The organism is Microbacterium hydrothermale (assembly GCF_004854025.1).
Classification (GTDB): domain Bacteria; phylum Actinomycetota; class Actinomycetes; order Actinomycetales; family Microbacteriaceae; genus Microbacterium; species Microbacterium hydrothermale.
On record NZ_STGM01000004.1, the window covers coordinates 19,033 to 44,089 of the forward strand.

Here is a 25,057-nt window from a genome sequence, read left to right on the forward strand (position 1 = left end):
ACGGCCGGGTCAGGCGGCCGCGGGGAGGACGAACCACGCCCTCGTCCCGCCCGCCGGGGAGTCGTCGAGGCCGATCGTCCCGCCGTGGGCCTCGACGATGCGACGGCAGGTCGCGAGGCCGATGCCGATGCCCTGCACGTCGGCGCCGTGTCCGCGCTGCATGGGCTCGAAGACGCGCTCGCGCAGCTCCGTCGGCACCGCGTCGCCGTTGTCGTCGACGCTGATCCGCCATCCGTCGGGCAGCGTCTCGACGCTCACGCGCACGTCGGGCACCTTCTCGGCCGCGACGGTGAACTTCACGGCGTTGGCGATGAGGTTCTGCAGCAGCACGCGCAGCAGCGTGTCGTCGCCCCGCACGAACGTCGAGGCGTCGACGGTCACCTCGGCCCCCGTGCGCACGAGCGCGCCGTCGAGGTCTTCGAGGACCGCATCCACGGTCTCGGCCACGTCCACCTGCGTCATGTGGGGGCGGGCGCCGCCCATCCGGGCGAAGTCGAGCAGGTCGGTGACCATCGACGTCATCCGGCCGGCCGCCGCCTCGGCGCGGGCGAGGGACTGCGCCGCACGCGGGGCGTCGGCCATCTCGGGGCTGTCGGCGGCGAGCTCGAGGAAGCCCGTCAGCGCGGTGAGCGGATTGCGCAGGTCGTGGCTGACCTGGGTCGCGAAGCTCTCCAGCTGCTGGTTGGACGCCACCAGGTCGCGCTGCACGCGCCGCAGCTCGAGGACGTCGATCACCTGATGAGCGAGCAGGTCGAGCGCTCGGCTGCTGGCATCCGACAACTCCCCGACCTCGTCGTCGAAGACGCAGAGCGTTCCGATCGCGACCCCCGACGGGGTGATGAGCGGGCTCGAGGCGTAGAAGCGCACGTTCGCGATCTCGCCGGTGACGAACGCGTTCGCCGCGAAACGCGCGTCGAGCCGTGCGTCGGAGACGACCACGCGCCCGGGGTTCGAGATGACCGCCGCGCACATCGAATCCTCGCGCTCGCAGGTCGCCGCCTGGATGCCGACGGCGGCGATCTGATGCTGCATCCGGTCGTCGATGATGTTGATGACGGCGGTCGAGACGCCGCAGACGGTCGCCGCGAGTTCCACCAGGCCCTGCAAATCGGGCTCGGACGGCTCACCCACCAGGTGATACTGCGCGATCGCATCTCGTCTGGTCACATCGTGCGCGGTCGACACGGCATCCCCCCTGCTCTCATCCGCCGAAAGCCTATCGGCTGCCGATTACACCGCAACGGCCGGATCGGGAAGGGCCTCGCCCGCGTCGTCCTCTTCGCGCAGAGTCGCGGCATGAGCACTCCCACGCTTCCCCCGACCCCGTCCGAGCCCACCACCCCGACGCCCGCGGAACCCTCCACCCCGGCACCGTCGGAACCGACGGTGCCGCTCCCGCCCGAACCCGGCACCGCTCCGGCCGGCGACGCGGATGCCGGAGTCGACGAGGGTGCCGAGGCGCCGGGCGCGGATGCCGCGGGCGCCTTCGCCGAAGAGGACGACGACACGATCGGCACGGCCGAGACCGTCGCCGACAACGAGGTCGAGGAGGCCGTCGTCGACGCGGTGGACCCCGGCGGGCGCCCCGACTGACCCGGCCGGGAACGCGAGAGGGGACGACGCCGACCGGCATCGTCCCCTCCGTCGTTCAGAACGGGATCAAGGGTTTCCGCGCGTCCAGAGCAGGAGGATCGCGACGGCCTGCAGCACCAGGCATCCCACGAGGATCGCCGTGCGGCGCCGCGGCGTCGACGACCACCGGTCGTCGCCCAGGAGGGGCGCCATGGGCATGAGCAGCCGGAAGGTGCTCTGCTGCGGGAGGAAGACCGCGAAGATGTACACGCCGTAGCTGAAGACGTAGGCGACCACCATGAGACCGAGGCGACGGACGGGTCGCGACCACATCAGCGCCAGGAAGGCGACGATCAGGGCGATCACGAGCACGATGCCCACGACGCCGAGGTGCGTCCCCGCCTGCCGGAACCAGGGCGTGAAGGGCGTGAACTCGTCGTTGCCGACGTAGTCGAGCCACCAGCCGAGCTCCGTGCGGATATAGGCGTTGTGCGTTCCCGTGACGAACTGCGCGATGTGATTCCACGACAGGCCCGCCACGGCGATCACGAGACCGGATGCCATGAGCGAGGCCCACTGACGCACGGGGAACGGATCCACCCGACGGCGGAAGAACCGCACGAGGAAGACGATGCCCAGGGCCAGTCCGAGGGCGAGCACTCCGGGACGCGTGTACGCGGTGATCAGGCCGATCGGCAGGATCCAGAGGTAGCGGCGCTTGATGGCCAGCAGCATGCCGGCGAACATCAGCAGCATGAACAGGCCCTCGCTGTAGCCGATCACGAAGAGGAACGACATCGGCGCGAAGGAGAAGAACACCACCGCCCACCAGGCCGGCTGCGGCTTGGTGACGGTGCGCATCAGCACGAAGAGCAGCCACGTGGCGCCGAGGCTCGCCCCCAGGCTCAGCAGCACCGCGACCGGCTGCCAGCCGAGCCCGGTCGCCCCCGAGACCACGCGCACCATCGTGGGGAACACCGGCAGGAATGCCCAGTTGTTGGGGAGGATGTCGCCCGACACGTTCATCGGCAGCGACATCGGGTAGCCCTGCGCCGCGATCTGGCCGTAACGGTCGGCGTCCCACCCGGTGAGGTAGTCGAAGAACGTGCCGAGGCGCTCGCTGTCGGGACCGAAGCCCCAGCGCGCGGCCTTCGCGATCGAGTAGAAGCCCCAGAGCAGGCCGAAGTTGACGGTGCGGGCGATCGCCCACAGGAGCAGGACGCGGGCGAACGCCCCGCGCTCGACGGGCACGATGCCCTCGGGCGTGCGGAGGACGTCGCGGCCGTACTGGCGCAGGGCGCGGCCCACGCGCGAGTCGCGCAGGCGATCCAGCCGTCGGGACGGACGACCGATGACCCTCGACGGTTGCGTCGGGGTGACAAGCTCGCTCGGCGGTGCGCTCACTCGGAACCTTTCACAGGGGAAGACATGGGCGAGTGACGACGGTGTCTGGCCCGGAGAAGTGCAGTGACGCCAGATGGTACCGGATGAAACTGACCGTTCCCTACGGTTGACTTCCGTCGAAATCCCCTGGTCAGTGGGCGTCGCCCACGAGCTTCAGGCCGATCACGCAGCCCACCAGGCCCAGCACCAGCAGCACTTTCACCACCGAGATCGCCTCGGCGCCGCTGATCATTGCGACCACGACCGTGAGGGCCGCTCCGATCCCCACCCACACGGCGTAGGCCGTGCCGGTCGGGATCTCGCGCATGGCGACGGCGAGTCCCCCCATGGATGCCACCAGGGCCACGCCGAAGATCAGGCTCGGCCAGAGCTTGGTGAAGCCCTCCGACCGACCGAGGGCGGTGGCCCAGACGGCCTCGAAGACACCGGAGACGATGAGGATGACCCACGACATGACAGCACAGCTCCTTGGCCAGTCTTGTCGCAGTCCGGGTACTGATCCCTCGTCCGGGGACGCGGTGGGCGTCCGGTGTCCAGGGTAGCGAGCGCACCTGGGCAGAACCCGGGCACCGCGGCATCCGCGATCCGGGAGCCCGGATCCGGGGTCAGAGGAGGAAGATCGAGGCCGCGCCGGGGTTGTGCGCGTGCACGAGCACGCCGAAGACGACCGCGTCGAAGAGCAGGTGCACCGTCACGACGTACCAGAGCGAGCGCGTCTTGAGGAAGAGGAAGCCCTGCACGATCGCGAACGGCACCGTCAGGAACGGACCCCACGCCTGATAGCCGAGCTCCCACAGGAACGACACGAACACGACCGCCTGCAGCAGGTTGGCGGTGAGGTCGGGGAAGTGCCGGCGGAGCAGCACGAAGACCGTGCAGATGAAGAACAGCTCGTCCCAGATGCCCACCGCACCGACCCCCACGAAGAGGCGGGCGATGAGGTCGGGAGTGGTCACCTCGGGCCAGTTCGTGTAGACGCCGGAGGTGATGAAGTAGAACGGCAGGATCAGGTAGCCGAGCACGATGACGCCGGCCAGCCAGGCCCACTGCCACCAGGTCCAGCGTCCGCCGCCGCGCCAGGGGAACGAGATCGCGCGATCCCGGTAGACGAAGCGCGAGATCACGTACGGCACGACGACCGCCCCGCCGAGGGCGAGTGTGAACCGCACGAAGGCCGCGTTGTCGAGCTCGGCGTGCAGCGGGATGAGACTGACGATGAACTGCCCCGCAGCGACGAGCGAGATGTCGCGGGCGATGCTCGGTTCGTCGGAGCGAGCGAGGGCGACGCCGTTGCGGCGATCGACGAGAACGGCGGATGCCACGGCGAGGGCGAGAAGGACCCACCCGAGCCAGACGATCTGGACGACGAACAGAGCGGGGGCGGCGAGGCACACCGCGAGCGCCGGGATCAGCTTGGGCGTCCACGTGGAACGCTCGCGGACCGGCACCGCGGTGTGGGCGGTCACGGTGAGACCCGGGTGTAGGTCAGGTCGCGGATGTCGCGGCCGACGCGCAGCCCCTTGCGCTCGAACGCGGTGAGCACGCGCCCCTCGAAGCGCTCGGCCCACTCCCCCGCGAACGCCCGCTCGAAGCCGATGGCGGCGTCGAAGACGTCGCGCATCTGATCGGCGTAGTCCTGCCAGTCGGTCGCGAGCCGCAGGGTGCCGCCGGGGCGGAGCGCCTGGGCCGCGATGCGCGCGAAGTCGGGGGCGACGAGACGGCGTTTGGTGTGCTTGTTCTTGTGCCAGGGGTCGGGGAAGAAGACCCAGAGCTCATCGACGGATGCCGCGGGCAGCAGGTGCTCGAGCGCCTCCGGCGCGTTCGCCTCGACCAGGCGCAGGTTCTTCACGCCTTCGCGATCGGCGTCGAGCATCGTGCGGGCCAGACCCGCGGTGAACACCTCGACCGCGAGGAAGTCGGTCTCGGGCGCGGCCTGGGCGGCCGACACGATCTGGTGACCCTGACCGGAGCCGATCTCCACGACGAGCCGGGCCGAGCGGCCGTACACGGCCGCGGGGTCGATCGCGGTTCCGGCCTTCACGCTCGTGGCGGCCGCGGCGCGCTCGACCGGCAGCAGGTAGAACGGCGACAGCTCGGCCCAGGCGCGGTCCTGCGCCTCGGACATGCGGCCGCTGCGCCGGACGAACGACACCGGCTTGTCGCGGAACACGGGGGCGGCGGCATCTTCCAGGCTATCCGCCGCGTGACTCGCCATTTCTTGTCGCTTCGCCGGTGCGGAAGCGACAGATTCTGGCGACTCGCGCGAGAGGGCGCGCTTGCGGCCGCTCACGGGACCGTCACGAAGTCGATGAGCTCCTCGACGCGGCCGAGAAGGGCCGGTTCGAGGTCGCGGAAGGTCGTGACCTTCGACAGGATGTGCTGCCACGCCCGCGCGGTGTCGGCCTGCTCCTCGGCGGGCCAGCCGAGGGCGCGGCAGACGCCGACCTTCCACTCGATGCCGCGGGGCACCTCGGGCCACGCGGCGATGCCGAGGGCGCGAGGGGTGACGCACTGCCACACGTCGACGAAGGGGTGGCCGACGATGCGGACGTGGGCGCCGTGCCGACCGCGCGCGATCTTCTCGGCGATGCGCGACTCCTTGGAGTTCGGCACGAGGTGGTCCACCAGCACGCCGTAGCGTCGCTCGGCGGTGGGGGGCTCGGCATCCAGCTTCTCTTCGAGCAGGTCGACGCCCTCGAGGAACTCTACGACGACGCCCTCGGCGCGCAGGTCGGCGCCCCAGACCTTCTCGACGAGCTCGGCGTCGTGCTTGCCCTCGACGAAGATGCGGCTCGCGCGGGCGGTGCGCGCGCGCTGGTCCTCGGCCGCGAACGAGCCGGACGCCGTGCGCGTACGGCCCTTCGATGCGGCCGCGGGGGCCTTGAGCACCGCGGGCTTCCCCTCGACGAGGAACCCGCCGCCGAGCGGGAACAGCCGGCGCTTGCCGAAGCGGTCCTCGAGCTCGACGTTCATGCCGTCGATGCGGATCACCGCGCCGACGTAGCCGTCGCCCGCGACCTCGACGACGAGATCGGCGGATGCCGCGACCTCGACGGGCGTGATGCGTCCGGCGTCGCGCCAGCCGCGCGCGAGCACGTCGGTGCCGTAACGGTCGTCCATGGTGCTGTACCTCCGAGCGTTCGAGCCTAGGCGGCCCGCGCGGACGCCGAGGGCGGACGCGCCGCTCCTACCCGGGTGTCGGGGGTCGTTTATAGGGTGGATCCGTCGGGCGCCGAAGGAGGATGCATGCGAATGCCGAGGGTGGCACAGGCGATCGGTGTCGTCGCGATCGCGGTCTTCGCGATCCTGGGGATGCCGCTGACCGCGGCCGCCGTTCCTCCGCCGTCGCTCGGCTCGAGCTACGTGGTCGACCGGATCGACGCCCTCACCGACGCCCAGGAGGCGGAGGTGCAGTCGACGCTCTCGGCCCTGTCCGCGCAGACGGGGCTCGACCTGTGGGTCGTCTACGTCGACGCGTTCACCGACCCGTCCGACGCGCAGGACTGGGCCAACGACACGGCCAACCAGAACCAGCTCAACGCGCGGCAGTACGTGCTCGCCATCGCCGTCGACGGCGACGCCTTCTCGTTCTACCTCTCGGGCGACGTCGACAGTGGGGAGCTGTCGGCCGCCCAGCTGTCGTCCATCGAGCAGGACCGCATCCAGCCGGCCCTCGAGGCCGGCGACGACGCGGGAGCGGCGATCGCCGCCGCCGACGGCATCCGCGCGGCGCACGCGCAGGCCGGCGGCAACCTCCCCGTCCCTCCGCCGACGCCCGCGACCGAGAGCGGCCCCGCCCTCGGTCCGATCGTGCTCGTGGCCGTCCTGCTGGTCGCGATCGCGGGCGTGCTGCTGTGGCTCTTCCTCCGCCGCCGTCGCGCGGGCGCGGCCGCGGCCCCCGCCCCGGCCGAGAGCATCGACGAGCTCGCGCGCCGCGCCGGCTCCGCGCTCGTCGCGACCGACGACGCCCTCAAGACCAGCGAGCAGGAGCTCGGTTTCGCCCGCGCCCAGTTCGGCGACGACGCGGCGGCGCCCTTCGCCGCGACCCTGACGCAGGCCAAGGCCGACCTCGACCGGGCCTTCACGCTGCAGCAGCAGCTCGACGACGACACCCCCGAGACGCCCGACCAGCAGCGCGCGGCCTACATCGAGATCCTGCGACTGTGCCAGTCCGCCGATGAGGCCCTGGATGCCAAGGCCGCGGCGTTCGACGAGCTGCGGGCCCTCGAAGCCGATGCGCCGGCGGCGCTTGAGGCGGCGCGCGCGCGTCGCGAGGCGGTCGCCGCCTCCCTCGGCGCGGCCGAGACCGATCTGCAGAGCCTCCGCGCGCGTTTCGCCGACGACGCCCTGAGCCCGATCGCCGACAACCCCGCCCAGGCGCGATCGCGTCTCGACCTCGCCGCGGCGCAGGAGGCGGAGGCCGCGGAGGCGCTCGCGGCCGGGAGGACCGGCGAGGCCGCCGTGGCCATCCGCGCGGCGCAGACCGCCGTCGCCCAGGCCGACACCCTCGAACAGGCCGTCGGCACCCTCGGCGGCGCGCTCGACGACGCCGCCCGGCGGGCGGGCGCCCTCGTCGCCGAGATCGAGGGAGATCTCGTCGCGGCGCAGAGCCTGGCGGATCCCGACGGCAGGGTCGCCGCGGCGTCGGCCTCGACCCGCGCCCAGCTCGAGGCCGCCCGGGCCCTGCTCGCGGCGGATCGGACGAGTCCCCTGCGCGCGGTCGAGCAGCTGCAACAGGCGAACGCGACGATCGACGGCGTCCTCGACGCCGCGCGAGACGAGGCGGAGCGCCGCCGACGCGCCGAGAGCCAGCTCGACACCGTGCTCGCCCAGGCCCACGCCCAGGTGAGCGCGACCGAGGACTTCATCGCGGCGCGACGCGGCGCCGTGGGACCCACCGCGCGCACCCGGCTGGCCGAGGCCGGGGCGGCTCTCGTGCAGGCCGAGCAGCTGCGCTCCACCGACCCCACCGCGGCACTGGCCACCGCCCAGCGCGCCGCGCAGCGCGCCGGAGAGGCCGCCTCGCTCGCTCAGAGCGACGTGGGCTCGTTCGGGGCCGGAGGCGGGGGCGGCGGAGACCTCATGGGCGCGATCCTCGGTGGGATCGCCATCAACGCCCTCTCCGGCGGGAGCCGGCGTCGCGGCGGGTTCGGGGGCGGCGGACTCGGCGGCCTGGGCGGCTTCGGAGGGATCGGCGGCCTCGGCGGCGGATTCGGCGGCGGCGGCGGATTCTCCGGCGGCCGGTCGCGCAGCGGCGGAGGCGGAGGCTTCTCGGGCGGCGGTCGCTCGCGCAGCGGAGGCGGCCGCGGCTTCTCGAGCGGCGGCGGTCGGAGCCGTTCCGGCGGGGGCGGAGGCCGTCGACGCTGACCCCCTCGCGGCGCAGCCCGCCATCACAGAGAATTCGTAGCATCCGACACCAGACTCGACATCGTCGCCCTCAGGAAGGAACACCCCGCATGGCCAAGCAGTCCATCTTCGGTCGCATCTCGACCCTCGTCCGCGCGAACATCAACGCGCTCCTCGATCAGGCCGAGGACCCGCAGAAGATGATCGACCAGCTCGTGCGCGATTACTCGAACTCGATCGCCGACGCCGAGTCGGCCATCGCCGAGACCATCGGCAACCTGCGCCTGCTCGAGCGCGACCACCAGGAAGACGTCCAGGCCGCGGCCGAGTGGGGCAACAAGGCCCTCGCCGCGAGCCGCAAGGGCGACGAGCTGCGCGCGGCGGGCAACGTCGGCGAGGCCGACAAGTTCGACAACCTCGCGAAGATCGCGCTGCAGCGTCAGATCACCGCCGAGGGCGAGGCCAAGGCCGCCGCCCCCACGATCGCCGCCCAGACCGAGGTCGTCGACAAGCTCAAAGACGGCCTCAACGGCATGAAGACCAAGCTCGAGCAGCTCAAGGCCAAGCGCAACGAGCTCACGGCGCGCGCGAAGGTCGCCGAGGCGCAGAACAAGGTGCACGACGCCGTCAAGTCGATCGACGTCCTCGACCCGACCAGCGAGCTCGGCCGCTTCGAAGACAAGATCCGCCGCGAGGAGGCCCTGGCCGCCGGGAAGCAGGAGCTCGCCGCCTCGAGCATCGACGCGCAGTTCAACGCCCTCGAGGACGTCGGAGAGCTCACCGAGGTCGAGGCGCGCCTGGCGGCGCTCAAGGTCGGCGGCCCGCAGCGGGCCGCGATCGACGCCCCCAGCCCCGACCAGGTCTGATCGATCCCCGGAGTGCGCCGTCCGATCCGTCGGGCGGCGCACTCCCCCTCTCGCGGTGAGGACACCCATGGCCCGATTCATCGTCGCCCCGCAGTGGCAGGGATCGTCGTCGTCCCGCGCGATGCAGCTCATCGACGGAGCCGAGGCGATCGCGGGAGACCTCCCCCGCGCCGCCACGACCGTGCTCGAGGCGCCCGCGGAAGCCGGTGACGCGCAGGGCACGCGCGTCCACCGCCTCAGCGCGCTGGTGCGCATGCGCGAACGCATCGAGGAGGCCGTGCGTTCCTCGCCCGAACCGGCCGTCGTCGTCGGCGGCGACTGCGGTGTCGCCCTCGGCGCCGTCTTGGCCGTCGCGGGCGACGATCTCGCGGTGGTCTGGATCGACGCCCACCCCGACCTGAACACCCCGGACTCCTCCCCCAGCGGAGCGTTCACGGGAATGGTGCTGCGCGCCATCGCCGGCGAGGGAGAGGATCTCCTGCGCCTCGAGCCCGGGATCGCCCCCTCGCGACTGGTGCTCGTGGCCACCCGCGCGTGGGACCCCGACGAGGAGGCGTTCGTCGCCGCGCACGGCATCACCGTCCTGCGCACCGAAGAGCTCTCCGCCCCCGAGGCCCTCGCTGACGCCGTCGCCGCCACGGGAGCGACCCGCGTTCACGTGCACGTCGACCTCGACGCCCTCGACCCGGCCGAGATGGGCGGCGTCGCCCACGCCGTGCCCTTCGGAGCGCGCACCGCCGACGTCGTGGCATCCATTCGCGCACTGCGCGCGCGCGTGCCGCTCGCGGGAGCGACCTTGACCGCGTTCTCGCCGTCGAGTCCCGCCGCGGCCGTCGACGACCTGGGCACGATCCTGCGGCTGATCGGCGCCCTCGCGTGAGCCCGATCCCCCGCCCGCCCGCCGACTGGCGGGAGCGCGCCGAGCGCGCCGTGGCGCGCGGTCGCCGTCTCGACCGCTTCATCCCCGGCATCCTCCTCGACTCCCCCGTCAGCCGCGTCGGCTACTGGTACGGCTGCACCGTGGGGTGGGTCTGGGGGTCGATCTGGAGCACCGGTCGCATCGAGAAGCGGCACGGGCTGTGGGTGTTCCGCGGCCTGCCGGCGTGGGCGTTCCCGCGCGGGGGCGTGTGCGTGGGCGGATGCTTCCTCACCGGCGACGACCGCCCCACCGACGTCGTGCTGGGCCACGAGGCCGTGCACAAGCGACAGTGGCAGCGCTACGGGTTCCTCATGCCCCTGCTGTACGCCCTCGCCGGGCGGAACCCCCTGCGCAACCGCTTCGAGATCGAGGCCGGTCTCGTCGAGGGCAATTACGTGCCCCGGGGCAGCTGAGCACTCCCGACGTCTCTCCGAGCGCGTCCGAGCCGCCGTCCGGCCCGGGGCGCGGGGGCCTCAGCCGTCAGCGCGCGGTCGCGAGACCGAAGCGCTCGGGCGTGTGGATCGCGAGCGGGTCGACGCCGTGCCGCGACACGAGCTCGTCGACGATCTCCGCGGTGCCGAGGTAGCCGCCGAGCAGGATGACGCGGGTCGCATCGTCGTCGCAGCAGAGCATCTCTCCGGCCCAGCCCGACACGGCGCGGGCGAGGGCCTGGCCGGGAGCGCAGGCACGGCCGGTGCCGGGGGCGCCGCCGCGGCGCGATCGATCGAGCCAGGCGATCGTCATGCGGGCGGGGGCCGCGACGCGTCCGATCCAGGACTCGTCGGGCACCTCGATGAACACGCGCCCGGTCGAGCAGATCGGCAGGGTCGCCAGCAGCGCCTCGAGCTCGGCGAGAGAGGTCTCGTCGGCGGTCACGAGGTGCTGCACGCGGGTGTGCCGCGACGCGCGGCAGGCGGCGTCGTTGTGCTCGGAGGAGGTGGCCATGATGAAACGAGTATACGCCCGATGAAGGGTTGCCTAACCTGTGTTCGGGCTGATGATCCACGCGTGGATCACTCCACCAGCACCTCGCGGAGACGGTGGATCTCGGCATCCGTCATCCCGTGGGCGCGCAGGTAGCCGGCCGCCGAACCGTAGGTCGCGTCGAGGTGCGCCAGCAGCGCACGCATCGCGCGCTCGGGCGACCGGGTCGCGAGATCCTCGGCGTGGACGTTCTCGGGGTGCAGGGCCCGGATGGCGGCGAGCACCTGGGCGTTGCGCCGCGCGGGCAGGAGGGCCTCGGTGCGCGCGTAGTCCGCCACGACCGCGTCCGGGTCGACGCCGGCGGCGGCGAGCGCGATGCCGATCGTCACACCCGTGCGGTCCTTTCCGATCGTGCAGTGCACGAGCACCGGTCGCTCGATCAGGATGCCGCGGATCGCCGACACCACGCGGTCCGCGGAGGCGTCGGCGATCTCGGCGTACAGCTGCTCGAGGCTCAGGTCCCGCGCGAAGAACGAGGCGACCGAGCCGAGGAAGAGTGGCTCGTGCTGCACCTCGACGGGAAGGTCGTCGAGCCGGCTGGGGTCATGGGCGCGTTCGCTCTGGTCGCGCAGGTCGACGATCCGCCGCAGCCCCATCCCGCGCAGCGCCTCGATGCCGTCGTCGTCCACCGCGGCGAGATTGCCGGAGCGGAACAGCACCCCCGACCGCGTGCGCCCTCCCCCCGCCGGCAGACCGCCGACGTCGCGGAAGTTGCTCGCCCCCGAGACCAGCGACCCGGTCACGCGGTGCCGTCCGCGTGCACGTGCGGCGTACGCGGCGCCGTCGTGGCGAGGGGTGCGGCGTCGGAGGCGACGACCCCGGCGGCACCGCGCGGCGGGACCGGATAGCGGCCGGCGATCGCGACGCGGTTGAAGGCGTTGATCGCCACGAGCACCCAGCTGATCGCGACGTACTCGGCTTCGCTCAGGATGCCGCCCGCCTGGTCGTACACCTCGTCGGAGATCCCGCCGTCCCTGTGGATGAAGGTGAACGACTCCGTCAGCTCCAGGGCCGCGCGCTCGCGCTCGTCGAACACCCCGGACTCCCGCCACGTCGCGATCTGCGCGATGACGTCGGCGTCGAGGCCGGCCTTCACCGCGCCGTCGACGTGGACGCGCACGCAATAGGCGCAGCCGTTGAGCTGGGACGCGTGGATCTGGACGATCTCGCGCAGCCGCGCGTCGATCCCGGCCTCGGCCGCGAGCCGGCCCACCGTCGTCGAGAACGCGCGCAGCGCCGCGTACGCCTCGGGAGCCGACCTCGACAGGTGCACACGCCGTTCCTCGCCCATGGCGACAGCCTAGGACCGCGGCCGGCGACGAGCGTGGGAACGCTCGGCGACGTCTCGGCCTCCCCGCCGCGATCCCCCGCGCGCAGGGCCCACCCGAGACGACCGTCGCGCGTGACGCCGCGCGGCGGCGGGCTGGCGGCATCCGGTCGGCGGGTGACAGGCTGAACCCCATGCCCGAGCTCGACGAGTTTTCGTTCCTCCCCGCCCAGGCGGCCGCCCTCGGCGCCGCCGTCCCCCCGGTCTCGCGCGTCGACCTCCCGCTCGCGGACGGGCGGCATCTGAGCGGGCTGCGATGGGGAGACGCTCCCCCGGCCGTCACGCTCCTGCACGGGGCCGGGCTGAACGCGCACACGTGGGACACGACCCTCCTGCACCTCGGGCTGCCCGCCCTCGCCCTCGACCTGCCGGGCCACGGCGACTCGTCGTGGCGCGACGACGCCGCCTACGTCGCCCGCGTGCTCGCTCCCGACGTCATCAGCGCCCTGGAACAGTGGGCGAGCACCCCCCAGGTGCTCGTGGGCCACTCGCTGGGCGGGCTCACGGCGGCCGCGGTCGCGGCATCCCGACCCGATCTGGTCTCTCGACTCGTGATCGTCGACATCACCCCCGGGGTCGATCCGAGCGCGGGTCCCGCGCAGATCCGCGCGTTCTTCGCCGGTCCGACCGACTGGGCCTCGCGTGACGAGCTCGTGGAGCGCGCGCTGTCGTTCGGACTCGGGGGCTCGCCGGAGGCGGCGGCACGCGGGGTCTTCCTCAACTCCCGCGTGCGCGCGGACGGCCGCGTGGAGTGGAAGCACCACTTCGCCCACCTGGCCGCGGCCGCGGCGAACGCCGGGGCCGATCCGACCACCCCGGATGCCGTTCGCGCGGTGCTCGCGAGCACGGGCTGGGACGATCTGGCCGAGGTCGCCGCTCCCGTCACCCTCGTGCGCGGGGAGCGCGGCTTCGTCACCGCGGCGGACGCCGACGACCTCGCGCGCCGGGTCGCCGGAGCCGACGTGCGAGTGCTCGGCACGGGCCACAACGCGCAGGAGGAGGATCCGGCCGGCCTCGCCGCCCTCATCCGCGAGGTGGCGGTCGACGACCCCGCGCGCTGAGCCGCACCCCCTCCGCGCGGCGCGTCACATACGGTCGCGCTCCGTCACGAACGGCGGTCGGGGAATGCCGGTGAAAGTAGGCTGATTGCACTCCTGCACGGCATCCACAGCACTCGGATGCCCTCGGCCTGCGAAAGGACACCCCCGCAATGCTGCGCCGCACCGCTCTCGCCACGAGCACGCTCCTGATCGGAGCCCTCCTGCTGACCTCGTGCACCGGGACCACCACCTCCCCCGGACCGACGGGCGACCCCGATCCCAACGCCACCCTCACGGTGCGCCTGTCGCTCGAGCCCTCGAACCTCGACATCCGTCACACGAGCGGCGCCGCTCTCGAGCAGGCGCTCATCGACAACGTCTACCAGGGCCTCGTGACGCGGGACGGCGACCAGAACAACGCCATCGTCCCCGCCCTCGCCTCCGCCTGGCAGATCTCCCCAGACGGCCTCACCTACACCTTCACCCTGCGCGACGGCGTCACCTTCCACGACGGCAGCGCCCTCACCGCCGACGACGTCGTGACCTCTCTGCAGACCGCGAAGGACGATGCGACCATCCAGAGCAGCGCGGATCTCGCGGGCGTCACCTCGATCGCCTCCCCCGACGCGACGACCGTGGTCGTCACGCTCGCGCAGCCGAACAGCGACTTCCTGTTCGCCCTCACCGGTCGCGCCGGTCTCGTCTTCAAGAACGGCGACACCACGAACCTTCAGACGGCCGCGAACGGCACCGGCCCGTTCCGCGTCGAGAACTGGAGCACGGGGCAGAGCCTGACCCTCTCGCGCTACGACGGCTACTGGGGCGAGAAGGCCGGGGTCGCCGAGGTCGTGCTCGACTACATCCCCGACCAGAGCGCCGCCACCAACGCCGCGGTCAGCGGCGACATCGACGTCGCGCTCGAGATCGACCCCGAGCTGCAGAGCCAGATCGAGGCGACGAACACCTTCACGATCGAGACCGGGCTGACCACCGACAAGGGCACGCTCGCGTTCAACAACGCCCGGGCACCGCTGAACGACCAGCGCATCCGCGAGGCCCTGCGCCTGGCCATCGACCACAACGCCCTCGCCGAGACGCTCGTCACCGCGCAGCCCCTGAACGGCCCGATCCCCCCTCTCGACCCGGGATACGAAGACCTCACGGGGAGCATCTCGTACAACCCCGACCGCGCGCGCGAACTCCTCGCCGAGGCCGGCGCCGAGAACCTGAACCTGACGCTCACCATCCCCAACGTCTACCCCGGGACGCTCGCGACCTTCCTGGTGTCGTCGTTCGCCGACGTGGGCGTGACCCTCAAGGTCGACCAGGTGGACTTCTCCACCTGGCTGACCGACGTGTACACGAACCACGACTACGACCTGAGCTTCGTGCGGCACGTCGAGGCCCGCGACTTCGGCAACTGGGCGAACCCCTCGTACTACTTCGGCTACGACAACCCCGAGGTGCAGGGTCTGTATGCGCAGGCGCTCGCCAGCACCGACGAGCAGCAGTCGTCCGACCTGCTCGCCGAGGCGGCCCGCATCGTGGACGACGAGGATGCCGCCGACTGGCTGTTCCTGTCGGCACCGCGCACCGCGGTGGCCACCGACGTCGCGAACTTTCCGAAGAACTCCCTCAACGTGCGCCTGCCGCTCGCGGGCGTGACGGTCGCGGCGGAGTGATCCGCTACACGCTGACACGGCTGGGCCTGCTCGTGGTGGGCCTGGCCGTGGCCAGCGTGCTGATCTTCCTCTCCCTGCGGGTGCTCCCCGGCGACGTCGCCCAGTTGGTCGGCGGCACGCAGGCCGGCCCCGAGCAGGTCGCCGCGATCCGCGAGAGCCTCGGACTGAACGTGCCCCTGTGGCAGCAGTACACGGCGTGGATCGGCGGGCTCTTCCGCGGCGACCTCGGCACGTCGCTGCTGACCGGCACCTCGGTGGTGGCGGAGCTCCTCGACAAGGCGCAGGTCAGCGTCCCCCTCGCGGCGATGTCGCTGGCAGTCGCGGTGGTGGTCGGCATCCCGTTCGGGGTGCTCTCCGCCCTCGGTCGGCGACGCGCGTGGGGGACGGCGTTCAGCGTCGGAGCGCAGGCCCTCGCCGCGGTGCCGGTCGTGTGGGCGGGAATGATGCTCGTCGTCGTCTTCGCCGTCTGGCTCGGATGGCTGCCGCCCCAGGGGTTCCCGCGCGCCGGCTGGGGCGATCCCGCGGCGGCGTTCCGCGCCCTGATCCTGCCCGCCGTGACCATCGGCGTGGTCGAGGGCGCGATGCTGCTGCGCTTCGTGCGCAGCGCCACGCTGCAGGCCCTCGGCCAGGACTACGTGCGCACCGCGGCCGCCAAGGGTCTGACCCGCACGCGCGCCCTGCTCAGCCACGGCCTGCCGAACGTGGGCCTCTCGGTCATCACGGTGCTCGGTCTGCAGATCGCCGGCATCATCGTGGGCGCGGTCGTCATCGAGCAGCTGTTCACCCTCCCCGGGGTCGGGCGCATGCTCGTCGCCGACGTCGCCGCGCGCGACCTCCCGAAGGTGCAGGGCGAGTTGCTCGCCCTGACCGGGATCGTGCTCATCGTGGGCTTCGTCGTCGACCTCGTGCACCGCCTCATCGACCCCCGACAGCGGGAGGCCGCGTGAGCACCCTGAGACGTCTGCTCGCGATGGGCACCGGCCGTTTCGGCATCCTGGTGGTGGGGCTGGTCCTGCTCACCGCCCTCGTCTCGCTCGTCTGGACGCCCTTCGACCCGGCCTCGGTCGACGTGCGATCGCGGTGGGCGGACCCCTCGTGGCCGCACGTGCTCGGCACCGACGACAGCGGCCGCGACATCGCGAGCCTGCTCATGGCCGGAGCCCGCACGACCGTCGTCGTGGCGGTGGGCGCCGGGGTGGTCGCCTCGATCCTGGGCATCGCCCTCGCCGCCCTCGGTGCGCTCACCGCCCGGTGGATCCGCGAGAGCGTCGCCGTGCTCGTCGACATCCTGGTGGCGTTCCCGGTGCTGATCATCGCGATGATGATCTCGGCGGTGTGGGGCGGGTCGCTCCTCGTCGTGATCTGGGCGGTGGGCATCGGCTTCGGCGTGAACGTCGCCCGCGTCACGCGTCCCGAGCTGCGTCGAGTGCTGCACAGCGACTTCGTGCTCGCGGGGCGCGCGAGCGGTCTGTCGACGTGGCAGAACCTCACGCGCCACCTGCTGCCCAACGTCGCTCCGGTGTTCATCGTGCAGCTGTCGTGGGGCATGGCCGTCGCCGTCCTGGCGGAGGCGGGACTGTCGTACCTCGGCTTCGGCGCGCCGGTCACCCAACCGTCGTGGGGCGTGCTGCTGAGCGATCTGCAGCGCTACATCGCCGTTCATCCCCTGACGGTCGTGTGGCCGGGGCTCGCGATCACCCTCACCGTGCTCGGACTGAACCTGCTCGGCGACGCGCTGCGCGAGGCCGCCGACCCGACGCTCGCCGAGCGGACCCCGTCCGCGCGCACCCCGGTCCCGGGGGTGGTCGCGTGAGCCTCGTCGTGAGAGACCTCCGTGTCGAGATCGGCGGCCGCACGGTCGTGGACGGGGTGTCGTTCGACGTACCCGACGGCGCCCGCGTGGGTCTGATCGGAGAGTCGGGCTCGGGCAAATCGCTGACCTCCCTGGCGATCCTCGGGCTCCTCCCCGAGGGCGCGCGCACGACGGGCAGCGTGCGGTGGAACGACCGCGAGATCCTCGGCCTGCCCGACGCGCAGCTCGCCGCGCTGCGCGGCGACGACATCGGCATCGTCTTCCAGGAGCCGCGAACGGCGCTGAACCCGATCCGCACCGTGGGCCGCCAGATCGGCGAGTCCGTGCGCATCCACGAGGGCGTCTCACGCCGCGAGGCCCTGCGCCGCGCCGTGGTCGAGGCGGAGCGCGTCGCCCTCCCCGATCCGCAGCGGCTCGTCTCGCGCTACCCGCACCAGCTCTCGGGAGGGCAGCGCCAGCGCGTCGCGATCGCCATGGCGCTCGCGTGCCGCCCGCGCCTTCTCATCGCCGACGAGCCCACGACGGCGCTCGACGTGACCATCCAGGCGGGCATCCTCGCGCTGCTGCGCGACCTCGTCCAGGATGCCGGGATGTCGCTCGTGTTCATCACGCACGATCTCGCCGTGCTGGCCCAGGTGGCGACCCATGCCGTCGTGCTCGAACACGGGCGGGTGGTCGAGCAGGGCGCGGTCGACGACCTGCTGCGCGCTCCGTCGTCGCCGGTCACGCGGGCGCTGCTGCGCGACGCGACCGCGACGCTGTGGCATCCGGAGCGATCGGGGCCGCCCTCCTCGACGCCGCTCCCGGATGCCGCGCCGTCGGCCGAGCCCGACGGGGAGGAGTCACCGTGACAGAGGCGCTGATCCGCGCGCGCGGACTCTCGCGCGACTACCTCGCCCCCCGCACGCGCGGCTTCGGCCGCGCCGAGCGCACCCCCGGACTCGTCGACGTCGACCTGATGGTCACCGCGGGGTCGGCCGTCGGCATCATCGGCGAGTCGGGCTCGGGCAAGTCGACGCTCGTGCGCCTGCTGCTCGGTCTCGACGTGCCTAGCGCCGGCACCGTCGAGGTCGACGGGCGCGCCGTCGACGGTCGCGGTTCGGCCCGCTCGCTGCACTGGCTGCGCCGGGCCACCGGCATCGTCTTCCAGGACCCCTACGCCTCGCTGGACCCGCGCATGAACGTCGAGCGGATCGTGGGCGAGCCGCTGTGGGCGCTCGGCATCGACGGCGACCGGCGGGCGCGCGTGCGCGAGGTGCTCGAACAGGTGGGCCTCGACGCGGACGCGGGGGCGCGGTTCCCGCACGAGTTCTCGGGCGGACAGCGTCAGCGCATCGCCCTCGCGCGGGCGATCGTGCACCGCCCGCGCATCCTCGTCGGGGACGAGCCGCTGTCGGCGCTCGACGTCACCGTCCGGGCGCAGATCCTGCGGCTGATCGCCCGCCTGCGCGCCGAGCAGCAGCTCACGCTCGTGCTCGTCTCGCACGACATCGGCGTGGTGCAGAACGTGTGCGACCAGGTCGTCGTCATGAAGGACGGCCGCATCGTCGAGCAGGGGCCGACCGAGAAGGTGTTGCTGCAGCCCCAGGCGGCGTACACGCGGCAGCTGCTGGCATCCATTCCGACGCTTCCGGGGTGAGGCTCATCCCGGGGAGACTCCCGCGCCCCCGACCTCGGGCTCGGCTCCTCCCCCGGCGCTCGACGACGGATCCCGTCCACCGGCCTCGGGCAAGGGATGCCGCGATGTCGGAGCTCGGCGCTACCCTCGGCGCATGACCCCCGGCATCGTCCCCCCGTTCCTGCTCGACCGTCTCGCGCAGACCGATGACCCCCGCCTCGCTCGGGCGGCCGCGGCGGCGCGGAAGACCCTCGCCCTGCCCCGCCCGCCGCGGCCCACGCGCACGCGACTGCGACTGTCGATCGAGGGCGACGCCCTGGTCGCCGAGACCGGCCCCGCCCCCGACCGCATCATCTCCGATGCGGCGAACACCGAGAACCTGCCCGGCCGACGCGTGCGCAGCGAAGACGACGCCCCCACCGGCGACGGGGCCGTCGACGAGGCGTACGACGGTCTGGGCGAGACGTACGACTTCTTCTGGGACGCCTTCGGTCGCGACGGCATCGACGCCGCGGGCGGATCGCTGCTGGCCACGGTGCACTACGGCGACGACTACGACAACGCGTTCTGGAACGGCGAGCGCATGGTGTTCGGCGACGGCGACGGCGACGTGTTCGTCGGGTTCACCCGGTCGCTGAGCGTCATCGCCCACGAGCTCGGCCACGGGGTGACCGAGGCCTCCGGTGGCCTGGAATACCAGGGGCAGTCAGGGGCGCTCAACGAGTCCCTCTCCGACGTCTTCGGGGCCCTCGCCGAACAGCACCACGGCCGGCAGCGCGCCGACGAGGCGACGTGGCTGATCGGTGCGGGCATCTTCGCTCCCGCCGTGCAGGGTGAGGCGCTGCGGTCCATGAAGGCGCCGGGCACGGCGTACGACGACGACGTGCTGGGTAAAGACCCCCAGCCGGGGCACATGCGCGACTACGTCGAAACCTCCGACGACAACGGGGGCGTGCACATCAACTCCGGTATCCCCAACCGAGCGTTCTACCTCGCGGCGACGGCCCTGGGCGGTTTCGCGTGGGAGCGCGCCGGGCTCATCTGGTACCGCACCCTCACCGCGGGCACGCTCGAGCCGACCGCCGACTTCCGCGCGTTCGCCGCCGCCACCCTGGCCGCGGCGGCCACCGAGTACGGTGAGGAGTCGGAGGAGGTCGCCGCCGTCCGCGCCGCATGGGCCGGGGTCGGCGTCGAGGAGGATGCCGCAGCCTGACAGCCCGTCGCCCGAGCGCTTCGTCGTGATCGTGGTGCGTTCGGGCGGGATCGCGGGCCTGTCGAAGCAGTGGCGGGCCGAGCCCGATCCGGAGCGCGCCCCCCGCTGGCGCGAACTCGTGGAGAGCTGCCCGTGGGATGCCGCTACGACGGCCTCGCCCGGCGCGGACCGCTACCAATGGCGCATCGAGGTGCACCGCGGCGACACCGCCGTGCACCGGGCCCGCCTCGGCGACGCGCAGATCGAGGGTCCGTGGCGCACGCTCGTCGACGAGGTGCGTCACGCCGCGTCGCCCTCGCCGCGCGAGCGCTGAGCGCGCGGCGTCGCCCGGGGGGCGGATGTCCGGCCGACCGTGCCCGAAACTCCTGAGAAACCGGACGCCGAACCCCGCCGGACGCCCGCGAAGGGCGCTCGGGACCTGACACTCAGGAGTTTCGCCCGCCGCCCGTGGCATCCGGAGGGGAGCCCGGCTCCCCGGCGCTCAACCGAACAGCTTGCGCCGCTTCTTCTTGGACGGGATGCTCTTCTGCAGGTAGACGACGCCGAGCCACCGTCCGAACTTGAAGCCGACGCGGCCCATGCGGCCCACCTCGGTAAAGCCCAGCTTCTCGTGCAGGGCGATCGAGGCGTCGGCGCCCTTGTCGCTGATCGCGGCGACCATCTCGCGGATGCCGAGATCCTGGCACGCGGCGATGAGCGCCTCGAGCAGCGCACGACCGAGGCCCTTGCCCGCGGCCGCCTGTCCGAGGTAGATCGAGTTCTCGACCGTGTAGCGGTACGCCGACTTCGACTGCCACGGCTGCACGAGCGCGTACCCGAGGATCTGGCCGCTCGGAGACTGGGCGACGAGGAAGGGCAGGCCGAGCTTGTGGAGCGTGGAGAACTTGTCGCGCCACTTCGCGATCGACCAGGCCTTCTCGTCGAAGGTCACCACCGAGTTGCGCACGTAGTAGTTGTAGATCTCGCGGATGTCGGGGATGTCGGCCTCGGTCGCCGGCCGGATCTCGAACGAGAAGGGCCGTTCCGGCTCCGGCGCGCGCCGCAGGTGGGCGGGCAGACGCCGACGGCTCTTCTCGTACTCCTCTTCCAGCACCCCGCCACTCTACGGGCGCGGTGGTTTCGCGCGTGTGTCCCGGCCCCGGCGTCGCCGGTGGCGTGCCCGATGCAGCGAGGGGCCGCGTGCCCCGTCGGGGCGTCGGGTCACGCGGCGGCGGGCGCCACGCCTCCTCGTGGCGGCGGCGGGCGCAGGATCGAGCGCGGCGACGGGTCACGCGGCGACGGATCCCCGACGTCCTCGTGGCGACGGCGGGCGCGGCGACGACGACCGTGCGGAACCGGGTCAGGCGGGGATGCGCCAGTCCACGGCATCCGCCCCCTGCTCTTCGAGCAGGGCGTTGACGCGCGAGAACGGCCGCGAACCGAAGAACCCGCGACGCGCCGACAGCGGCGACGGATGCGCCGACGACACGATCGCCGTCTCGCCGAGCAGGGGGCCGAGGTTTCCGGCATCCTTGCCCCACAGCACCGCGACGAGCGGGCGGTCGCGCTCGACGAGCACCTGGATCGCGTGCGCGGTCACCCGCTCCCAGCCCCACCCGCGATGGGATGCCGGCTGCCCGGGCGCCACCGTCAGCACCGTGTTCAACAGCATCACGCCCTGCGCCGCCCAGGCCGACAGGTCGCCGTGCGGAGCCGGAGCGATGCCGAGGTCGTCGTTCAGCTCGCGGTAGATGTTCGCGAGGCTCCGCGGAAGCGGCCGCACGTGCGCGTCGACGGCGAACGACAGACCAATCGGGTGCCCGGGAGTCGGGTAGGGATCCTGGCCGACGATCAGCACGCGCACCTCATCGACGGGCGTGCGGAACGCCCGCAGCACGAGATCGCCGGCGGGGAGATAGGGCTGCCCCTCGGCGCGCAGGCGCTCGCCCACCGCGGCGATGTCGTCGGCGACGGGGGCGAGGGGCTCGACCCACGACGGGTCGATGAGGCCGGCGTCCGCGAGTTCGGCGAGCGACTTCGCCGTCACGCCGCGTCTTCTTCGTGGACCGAGCCCTGGTGCGACCAGGGGAAGTCGATCCACAGGTCGGTGTTCTTCCACGAGTAGTCCGGCGTGATGATCGTCGACGGCTTCGTGTAGATCACCGCCGAGCGGGCCTCGGCGCCGTGCCGGTACAGGAGCTTCACGGCGAGATCGAGAGTGCGTCCACTGTCGGCGACGTCGTCGACGAGCAGCACCCTGCGTCCGCTCAGGTACGACAGGTCGAGGGCGGGAGGGAGCACCTCGGGGGCATCGAGCACAGTCCCCACGCCGGTGTAGAACTCCACGTTCAGCGCGCCGCAGTTCTTCACGCCGAGGCCGTACGCGATCGCACCGCCGGGCAGCAGCCCGCCGCGCGCGATGGCCACGACGACCTCGGGGTGGAATCCGTCGGCCACGATCGCCCGCGCGATGTCGCGGGTCGCCGCACCGAAATCGTCCCAGCTCAACCGCTCGCGCTCGTCCGTCACACCGGACTCCTCTCTCGACTGCTTCAACCCTAGGGCGTCGCCGCCCCGCTCCCCCGCGCGCTCGCGACCGTCGCGAGGGCGCGGGCCGGATGCCGGATGCGCCCTTCCCTCGTCGCTTTCCCGCGGTGCTATGGTCACGCCATGTCGCGCGTCTCCGGCGCGGTCGGTCGGGTGCGTGCGTCGGCGCTCGGGGTGACCGCGGGTCTCATCGGCTGGTTCGTCGTGGTGGAGCTCGCCAGCGGCATCCTGCAGGGCTACTACGTGCCCCTCCTCCCGGACATCGTCAGGCATCTCGGCATCCGCGACGCCGACGTCAACTGGTTCGAGGCCGCCCAGCTGCTGTTGTCGGCGCTCGTGCTGCCGGTGCTGGCGAAGCTCGGCGACATGTTCGGGCACAAGCGCATCCTGCTCGCGTCCGCGATCGCGACGGCCGGAGCCAGTTGGTGGCTCGTCTTCGCCGACTCGTTCACCTCGTTCCTGCTCGCGTGGGCGCTGCAGGGCTTCTACGTCGTGTGGCTGCCGCTCGAGATCGCCCTCATCTTCGACCGGGGCCGACGCCTGCAGCGGGGCGTCTCGCGCACCCGCAGCGCCGCGGGCCTGCTCGTCGTGGGCCTGCAGGCGGGAGCCATCGTCGGCGCCCTCGCCGCCGGCCGCCTCTTCGCCGCGACGGGCGGAGACCTCCGGCTCGCCCTCGCCGTCCCCGCGGTCGTGGTCACCCTCGTGAGCCTCGTGATCTGGCTGGGCGTGCCCGAATCGGAGCGCTCGCCCGACCCGCGGCGGCTCGACGTCGGCGGATTCGCGATCCTCGCCGGGGCCCTCCTGTGCGTCACGGGCGCGCTCTCGTTCGTCCGGCTGCCGGAGGGGCCCGGGCCCGTCGCGATCGGCGCCCTGCTCGTCGCGGGTGTCGCTCTCGGTGCCGTCTTCGTGTGGTTCGAGCTGCGTCAGCCCGATCCGGCGGTCGACATCCGCGTGCTCCGTCGCCCCGAGATGTGGCCGGTGCAGACGACCGCGTTCCTCGTCGGCATCAGCCTGCTGGGCGCTCAAGGTCCGCTCGCCACGTACGCCGGGACCGACCGCTCGCTCGGATACGGACTGGGTCTGGATGCCACGGACCGCTCGAACGTGATCGGCGTGTACCTCGTCTCGCTCATCGCGGGAGCGGTGCTGTTCGCCGTGACCTCGCGCCGCGCGAGTCCCCGCGCCGTGCTGATCGCCGCGGCGGTGCTCGTGGGCGCGGGGTACGCGCTCCTGATCCCCCTCCACGTCGAGCTGTGGCAGGTGCTCCTGTGCCTCGCGATCGCCGGTCTCGGCTCGGGGGCGCTCGTCGCGGCGATGCCCGCGGCAGCGGCCGCCGCCGCTCCGCGCGGGCAGACGGGTGTGGCATCCGCGCTCACGAACACCACGAAGACCGTGGGCGGCACGATGTCGTCGGCGGTGTTCGGGGTGGTGCTGGCCGCGGGCGCAGGGTCGGCGGTGGCGGCGACGGCCGCACCGCTGGCCGGCTATCTGACCGTCTGGTCGATCTGCGCGGCGGGTGGATTCGCGGTGGCCGTGCTGCTGCTGTTCGTGCCGAAGGTCGCCTTCGCGGATCGCGCCGAGGTCGAGGTCGACGCGCACGCGGCGCGCGGCGAGGTGAGCTGACTCGCCCCCGCTGCCGATCGACGTAGCGGCGCTCAGCGGGAGGTCATCGCCGCGACGAGAAGCCCGACGAAGACCGCCGCGACCGCACCGAACGAGACCCACGCGGCGAGTCCCCACGACGTCCGCAGACGACGACCGCCGGGAGCCACCTCGGCGGCGTCGTATCGGGCGGCACCCCCGTCCGGGTCGTCGCGCAGCTGGTCTTCGCGCCATCGCTCCCACTGCTCGAGCCTCGTCACGAAGGCGTCGGCCGTGCGCATGACCTCGTCCCACCGCGCGGGATCCGTCGTGACGACGTCACGCGGGTGCACGAGGAGGAGCAGGTCGTCGACGATCTCGATGTCCCATCCACCGGCGTCGTCGATCGCCCGCGCCATGACGTCGGGGGTGAACAGGTAGAGGGCATCGGCCTCGTACCCCTCGGGGCAGTAGAGGTCGAAATACTGATCGAAATCGCCCTCGAGCGAGAGACGCTGCGCCGAATCGGGCACGGCCGACACGGAGAACGCGCGCGTCCCGCGTCCGGTCGCGCGAACGACGATGTGCGGGAGAGTGCGGCGCAGGCCGATCGCGATCCACCCTCCGACCGGCGGGTAGGTGAACCTGCGCGTGGCGTTGCGGATCTCGTAGTCCGCCCACTCCACCGTCCGCCCGTCGGCGTTCCGGCGCGTCATCGCGCGGGCGACGGTGTGCCCCGTGATGCTCCACCACGCGCGCATCGTGCCCGAGCGCGGGCCCGGGGTGTAGACGAGCTCGTTGTCTTGCGCGAAGTGCGCGAGTGCCCAGTGCGTACGCGGCCGGGTACGCCGTCTCTCGTTGCGCCAGAGGAGCGATGCGCACATCACCAGGACCACGAACATCAGAGACGCGATCGCGACGATCGGCGGAACCTGGTCGCCCCGGCCCCGCCCGACCTCGTTCGCGAGGGTCACCAGAAGTCCCAGCTCGACGACGGTCAGGCCGACCACGTTGAAGGCGAGGACGATGCGTCGCCCTCGCCTCTCCGGATCGCGGACCCGCGGATGCTCTTCACGGAACCGCGCCCAGAACGCCCGGAGCTCCGCGCGGCGGGGACGCGCTCGGAGCGCCCGGACGTCGAGGACCGAGGAGCGCGTCATACCACC

27 protein-coding genes and 1 riboswitch are annotated in these 25,057 nt (G+C 72.4%); of the genes, 14 read left to right on the plus strand and 13 right to left on the minus strand.

Annotation, left to right across the window (positions count from 1 at the left end; translation table 11 throughout):
- Nucleotides 1-9: 9 nt before the first annotated feature.
- Nucleotides 10-1,167 (minus strand): sensor histidine kinase, encoded by a 1,158-nt coding sequence (locus tag FB047_RS09345; RefSeq protein WP_240752708.1) that lies wholly within the window; start codon nucleotides 1,165-1,167, stop codon nucleotides 10-12.
- Between the two features lie 129 nt (nucleotides 1,168-1,296).
- Here FB047_RS09345 and FB047_RS09350 point away from each other — a divergent pair, with 129 nt between their 5' ends.
- Complete coding sequence (locus FB047_RS09350; protein WP_136586937.1) at nucleotides 1,297-1,593, plus strand: hypothetical protein; 297 nt, start codon at nucleotides 1,297-1,299, stop codon at nucleotides 1,591-1,593.
- Nucleotides 1,594-1,659: 66 nt separating this feature from the next.
- On the opposite strand, the gene FB047_RS09355 is transcribed toward FB047_RS09350, so the two are convergent.
- The 5 genes from FB047_RS09355 to FB047_RS09375 all read right to left on the minus strand — a co-directional run bounded on the left by FB047_RS09355 (nucleotide 1,660) and on the right by FB047_RS09375 (nucleotide 6,096).
- On the minus strand, nucleotides 1,660-2,976 hold the full coding sequence (locus tag FB047_RS09355) for a hypothetical protein (RefSeq protein WP_136586938.1): 1,317 nt from the start codon (nucleotides 2,974-2,976) through the stop codon (nucleotides 1,660-1,662).
- 130 nt (nucleotides 2,977-3,106) lie between these two features.
- Nucleotides 3,107-3,430 carry a DMT family transporter gene (locus FB047_RS09360; RefSeq protein ID WP_136586939.1) on the minus strand — a complete coding sequence of 108 codons (324 nt, stop codon included), beginning with the start codon at nucleotides 3,428-3,430 and terminating at the stop codon, nucleotides 3,107-3,109.
- A 13-nt stretch (nucleotides 3,431-3,443) separates the two neighbouring features.
- Nucleotides 3,444-3,508: riboswitch (guanidine-III (ykkC-III) riboswitch) on the minus strand.
- A 73-nt stretch (nucleotides 3,509-3,581) separates the two neighbouring features.
- Complete coding sequence (locus FB047_RS09365) at nucleotides 3,582-4,442, minus strand: CPBP family intramembrane glutamic endopeptidase (RefSeq protein WP_205822868.1); 861 nt, start codon at nucleotides 4,440-4,442, stop codon at nucleotides 3,582-3,584.
- Nucleotides 4,439-5,191, minus strand: a complete 753-nt coding sequence (gene trmB / locus FB047_RS09370; RefSeq protein ID WP_136586940.1) for a tRNA (guanosine(46)-N7)-methyltransferase TrmB — start codon at nucleotides 5,189-5,191, stop codon at nucleotides 4,439-4,441. The genes FB047_RS09365 and trmB overlap by 4 nt, the downstream gene beginning before the upstream one ends.
- 71 nt (nucleotides 5,192-5,262) lie before the next feature.
- Entirely contained in the window at nucleotides 5,263-6,096 is an 834-nt protein-coding gene (locus tag FB047_RS09375) for a DUF3097 domain-containing protein (protein ID WP_136586941.1), read from the minus strand.
- Between the two features lie 132 nt (nucleotides 6,097-6,228).
- Between FB047_RS09375 and FB047_RS09380 the strand changes: the two genes are divergently transcribed.
- The 4 genes from FB047_RS09380 to FB047_RS09395 all read left to right on the plus strand — a co-directional run bounded on the left by FB047_RS09380 (nucleotide 6,229) and on the right by FB047_RS09395 (nucleotide 10,520).
- Nucleotides 6,229-8,343 carry a TPM domain-containing protein gene (locus tag FB047_RS09380; protein ID WP_136587199.1) on the plus strand — a complete coding sequence of 705 codons (2,115 nt, stop codon included), beginning with the start codon at nucleotides 6,229-6,231 and terminating at the stop codon, nucleotides 8,341-8,343.
- An 89-nt stretch (nucleotides 8,344-8,432) separates the two neighbouring features.
- Entirely contained in the window at nucleotides 8,433-9,188 is a 756-nt protein-coding gene (locus FB047_RS09385) for a PspA/IM30 family protein (protein WP_136586942.1), read from the plus strand.
- Nucleotides 9,189-9,255: 67 nt separating this feature from the next.
- Complete coding sequence (locus tag FB047_RS09390; protein WP_136586943.1) at nucleotides 9,256-10,068, plus strand: arginase family protein; 813 nt, start codon at nucleotides 9,256-9,258, stop codon at nucleotides 10,066-10,068.
- A complete protein-coding gene (locus FB047_RS09395; protein ID WP_136586944.1) occupies nucleotides 10,065-10,520 on the plus strand; it encodes a Fe-S oxidoreductase in 456 nt (151 codons plus the stop codon). The genes FB047_RS09390 and FB047_RS09395 overlap by 4 nt, the downstream gene beginning before the upstream one ends.
- Nucleotides 10,521-10,587: 67 nt before the next feature.
- Here the strand turns inward: FB047_RS09395 and FB047_RS09400 are convergent, their stop codons facing one another.
- The 3 genes from FB047_RS09400 to FB047_RS09410 form a co-directional block, all read right to left on the minus strand.
- Entirely contained in the window at nucleotides 10,588-11,052 is a 465-nt protein-coding gene (locus tag FB047_RS09400; RefSeq protein WP_136586945.1) for an SIP domain-containing protein, read from the minus strand.
- A 68-nt stretch (nucleotides 11,053-11,120) separates the two neighbouring features.
- Entirely contained in the window at nucleotides 11,121-11,834 is a 714-nt protein-coding gene (locus tag FB047_RS09405) for a tyrosine-protein phosphatase (protein WP_136586946.1), read from the minus strand.
- Nucleotides 11,831-12,382, minus strand: coding sequence for a carboxymuconolactone decarboxylase family protein (locus FB047_RS09410; protein WP_240752709.1), 552 nt, complete (start codon nucleotides 12,380-12,382; stop codon nucleotides 11,831-11,833). The genes FB047_RS09405 and FB047_RS09410 overlap by 4 nt, the downstream gene beginning before the upstream one ends.
- Nucleotides 12,383-12,552: 170 nt before the next feature.
- Here FB047_RS09410 and FB047_RS09415 point away from each other — a divergent pair, with 170 nt between their 5' ends.
- The 8 genes from FB047_RS09415 to FB047_RS09450 all read left to right on the plus strand — a co-directional run bounded on the left by FB047_RS09415 (nucleotide 12,553) and on the right by FB047_RS09450 (nucleotide 20,097).
- Entirely contained in the window at nucleotides 12,553-13,479 is a 927-nt protein-coding gene (locus FB047_RS09415) for an alpha/beta fold hydrolase (protein WP_136586947.1), read from the plus strand.
- A gap of 149 nt (nucleotides 13,480-13,628) precedes the next feature.
- Entirely contained in the window at nucleotides 13,629-15,140 is a 1,512-nt protein-coding gene (locus FB047_RS09420) for an ABC transporter substrate-binding protein (protein ID WP_136586948.1), read from the plus strand.
- Complete coding sequence (locus FB047_RS09425; protein WP_136586949.1) at nucleotides 15,137-16,087, plus strand: ABC transporter permease; 951 nt, start codon at nucleotides 15,137-15,139, stop codon at nucleotides 16,085-16,087. Before FB047_RS09420 ends, FB047_RS09425 begins: the two co-directional genes overlap by 4 nt.
- 23 nt (nucleotides 16,088-16,110) lie before the next feature.
- On the plus strand, nucleotides 16,111-16,953 hold the full coding sequence (locus FB047_RS09430; RefSeq protein WP_136587200.1) for an ABC transporter permease: 843 nt from the start codon (nucleotides 16,111-16,113) through the stop codon (nucleotides 16,951-16,953).
- The gene (locus tag FB047_RS09435; protein WP_136586950.1) at nucleotides 16,950-17,804 is read left to right on the plus strand and encodes an ATP-binding cassette domain-containing protein; all 855 of its coding nucleotides are present in this window, start codon (nucleotides 16,950-16,952) and stop codon (nucleotides 17,802-17,804) included. Before FB047_RS09430 ends, FB047_RS09435 begins: the two co-directional genes overlap by 4 nt.
- Complete coding sequence (locus FB047_RS09440) at nucleotides 17,801-18,592, plus strand: ABC transporter ATP-binding protein (protein ID WP_136586951.1); 792 nt, start codon at nucleotides 17,801-17,803, stop codon at nucleotides 18,590-18,592. Before FB047_RS09435 ends, FB047_RS09440 begins: the two co-directional genes overlap by 4 nt.
- Before the next feature lie 133 nt (nucleotides 18,593-18,725).
- Nucleotides 18,726-19,784, plus strand: a complete 1,059-nt coding sequence (locus tag FB047_RS09445; RefSeq protein WP_136586952.1) for a M4 family metallopeptidase — start codon at nucleotides 18,726-18,728, stop codon at nucleotides 19,782-19,784.
- Complete coding sequence (locus FB047_RS09450; RefSeq protein WP_136586953.1) at nucleotides 19,771-20,097, plus strand: protealysin inhibitor emfourin; 327 nt, start codon at nucleotides 19,771-19,773, stop codon at nucleotides 20,095-20,097. Before FB047_RS09445 ends, FB047_RS09450 begins: the two co-directional genes overlap by 14 nt.
- A 168-nt stretch (nucleotides 20,098-20,265) precedes the next feature.
- Here FB047_RS09450 and FB047_RS09455 read toward each other — a convergent pair whose 3' ends face one another.
- The 3 genes from FB047_RS09455 to FB047_RS09465 form a co-directional block, all read right to left on the minus strand.
- Nucleotides 20,266-20,877 carry a GNAT family N-acetyltransferase gene (locus tag FB047_RS09455; protein ID WP_136586954.1) on the minus strand — a complete coding sequence of 204 codons (612 nt, stop codon included), beginning with the start codon at nucleotides 20,875-20,877 and terminating at the stop codon, nucleotides 20,266-20,268.
- A 246-nt stretch (nucleotides 20,878-21,123) separates the two neighbouring features.
- Nucleotides 21,124-21,810 (minus strand): uracil-DNA glycosylase, encoded by a 687-nt coding sequence (locus FB047_RS09460; RefSeq protein WP_136586955.1) that lies wholly within the window; start codon nucleotides 21,808-21,810, stop codon nucleotides 21,124-21,126.
- A complete protein-coding gene (locus FB047_RS09465; protein WP_136586956.1) occupies nucleotides 21,807-22,292 on the minus strand; it encodes a phosphoribosyltransferase in 486 nt (161 codons plus the stop codon). Before FB047_RS09465 ends, FB047_RS09460 begins: the two co-directional genes overlap by 4 nt.
- A gap of 141 nt (nucleotides 22,293-22,433) precedes the next feature.
- On the opposite strand from FB047_RS09465, the gene FB047_RS09470 reads away from it, so the two are divergent.
- On the plus strand, nucleotides 22,434-23,933 hold the full coding sequence (locus FB047_RS09470; RefSeq protein WP_205822870.1) for an MFS transporter: 1,500 nt from the start codon (nucleotides 22,434-22,436) through the stop codon (nucleotides 23,931-23,933).
- Between the two features lie 32 nt (nucleotides 23,934-23,965).
- On the opposite strand, the gene FB047_RS09475 is transcribed toward FB047_RS09470, so the two are convergent.
- Nucleotides 23,966-25,051: a hypothetical protein gene (locus FB047_RS09475; protein ID WP_136586957.1), complete on the minus strand. Its 1,086-nt coding sequence runs from the start codon at nucleotides 25,049-25,051 to the stop codon at nucleotides 23,966-23,968.
- Nucleotides 25,052-25,057: the final 6 nt, after the last annotated feature.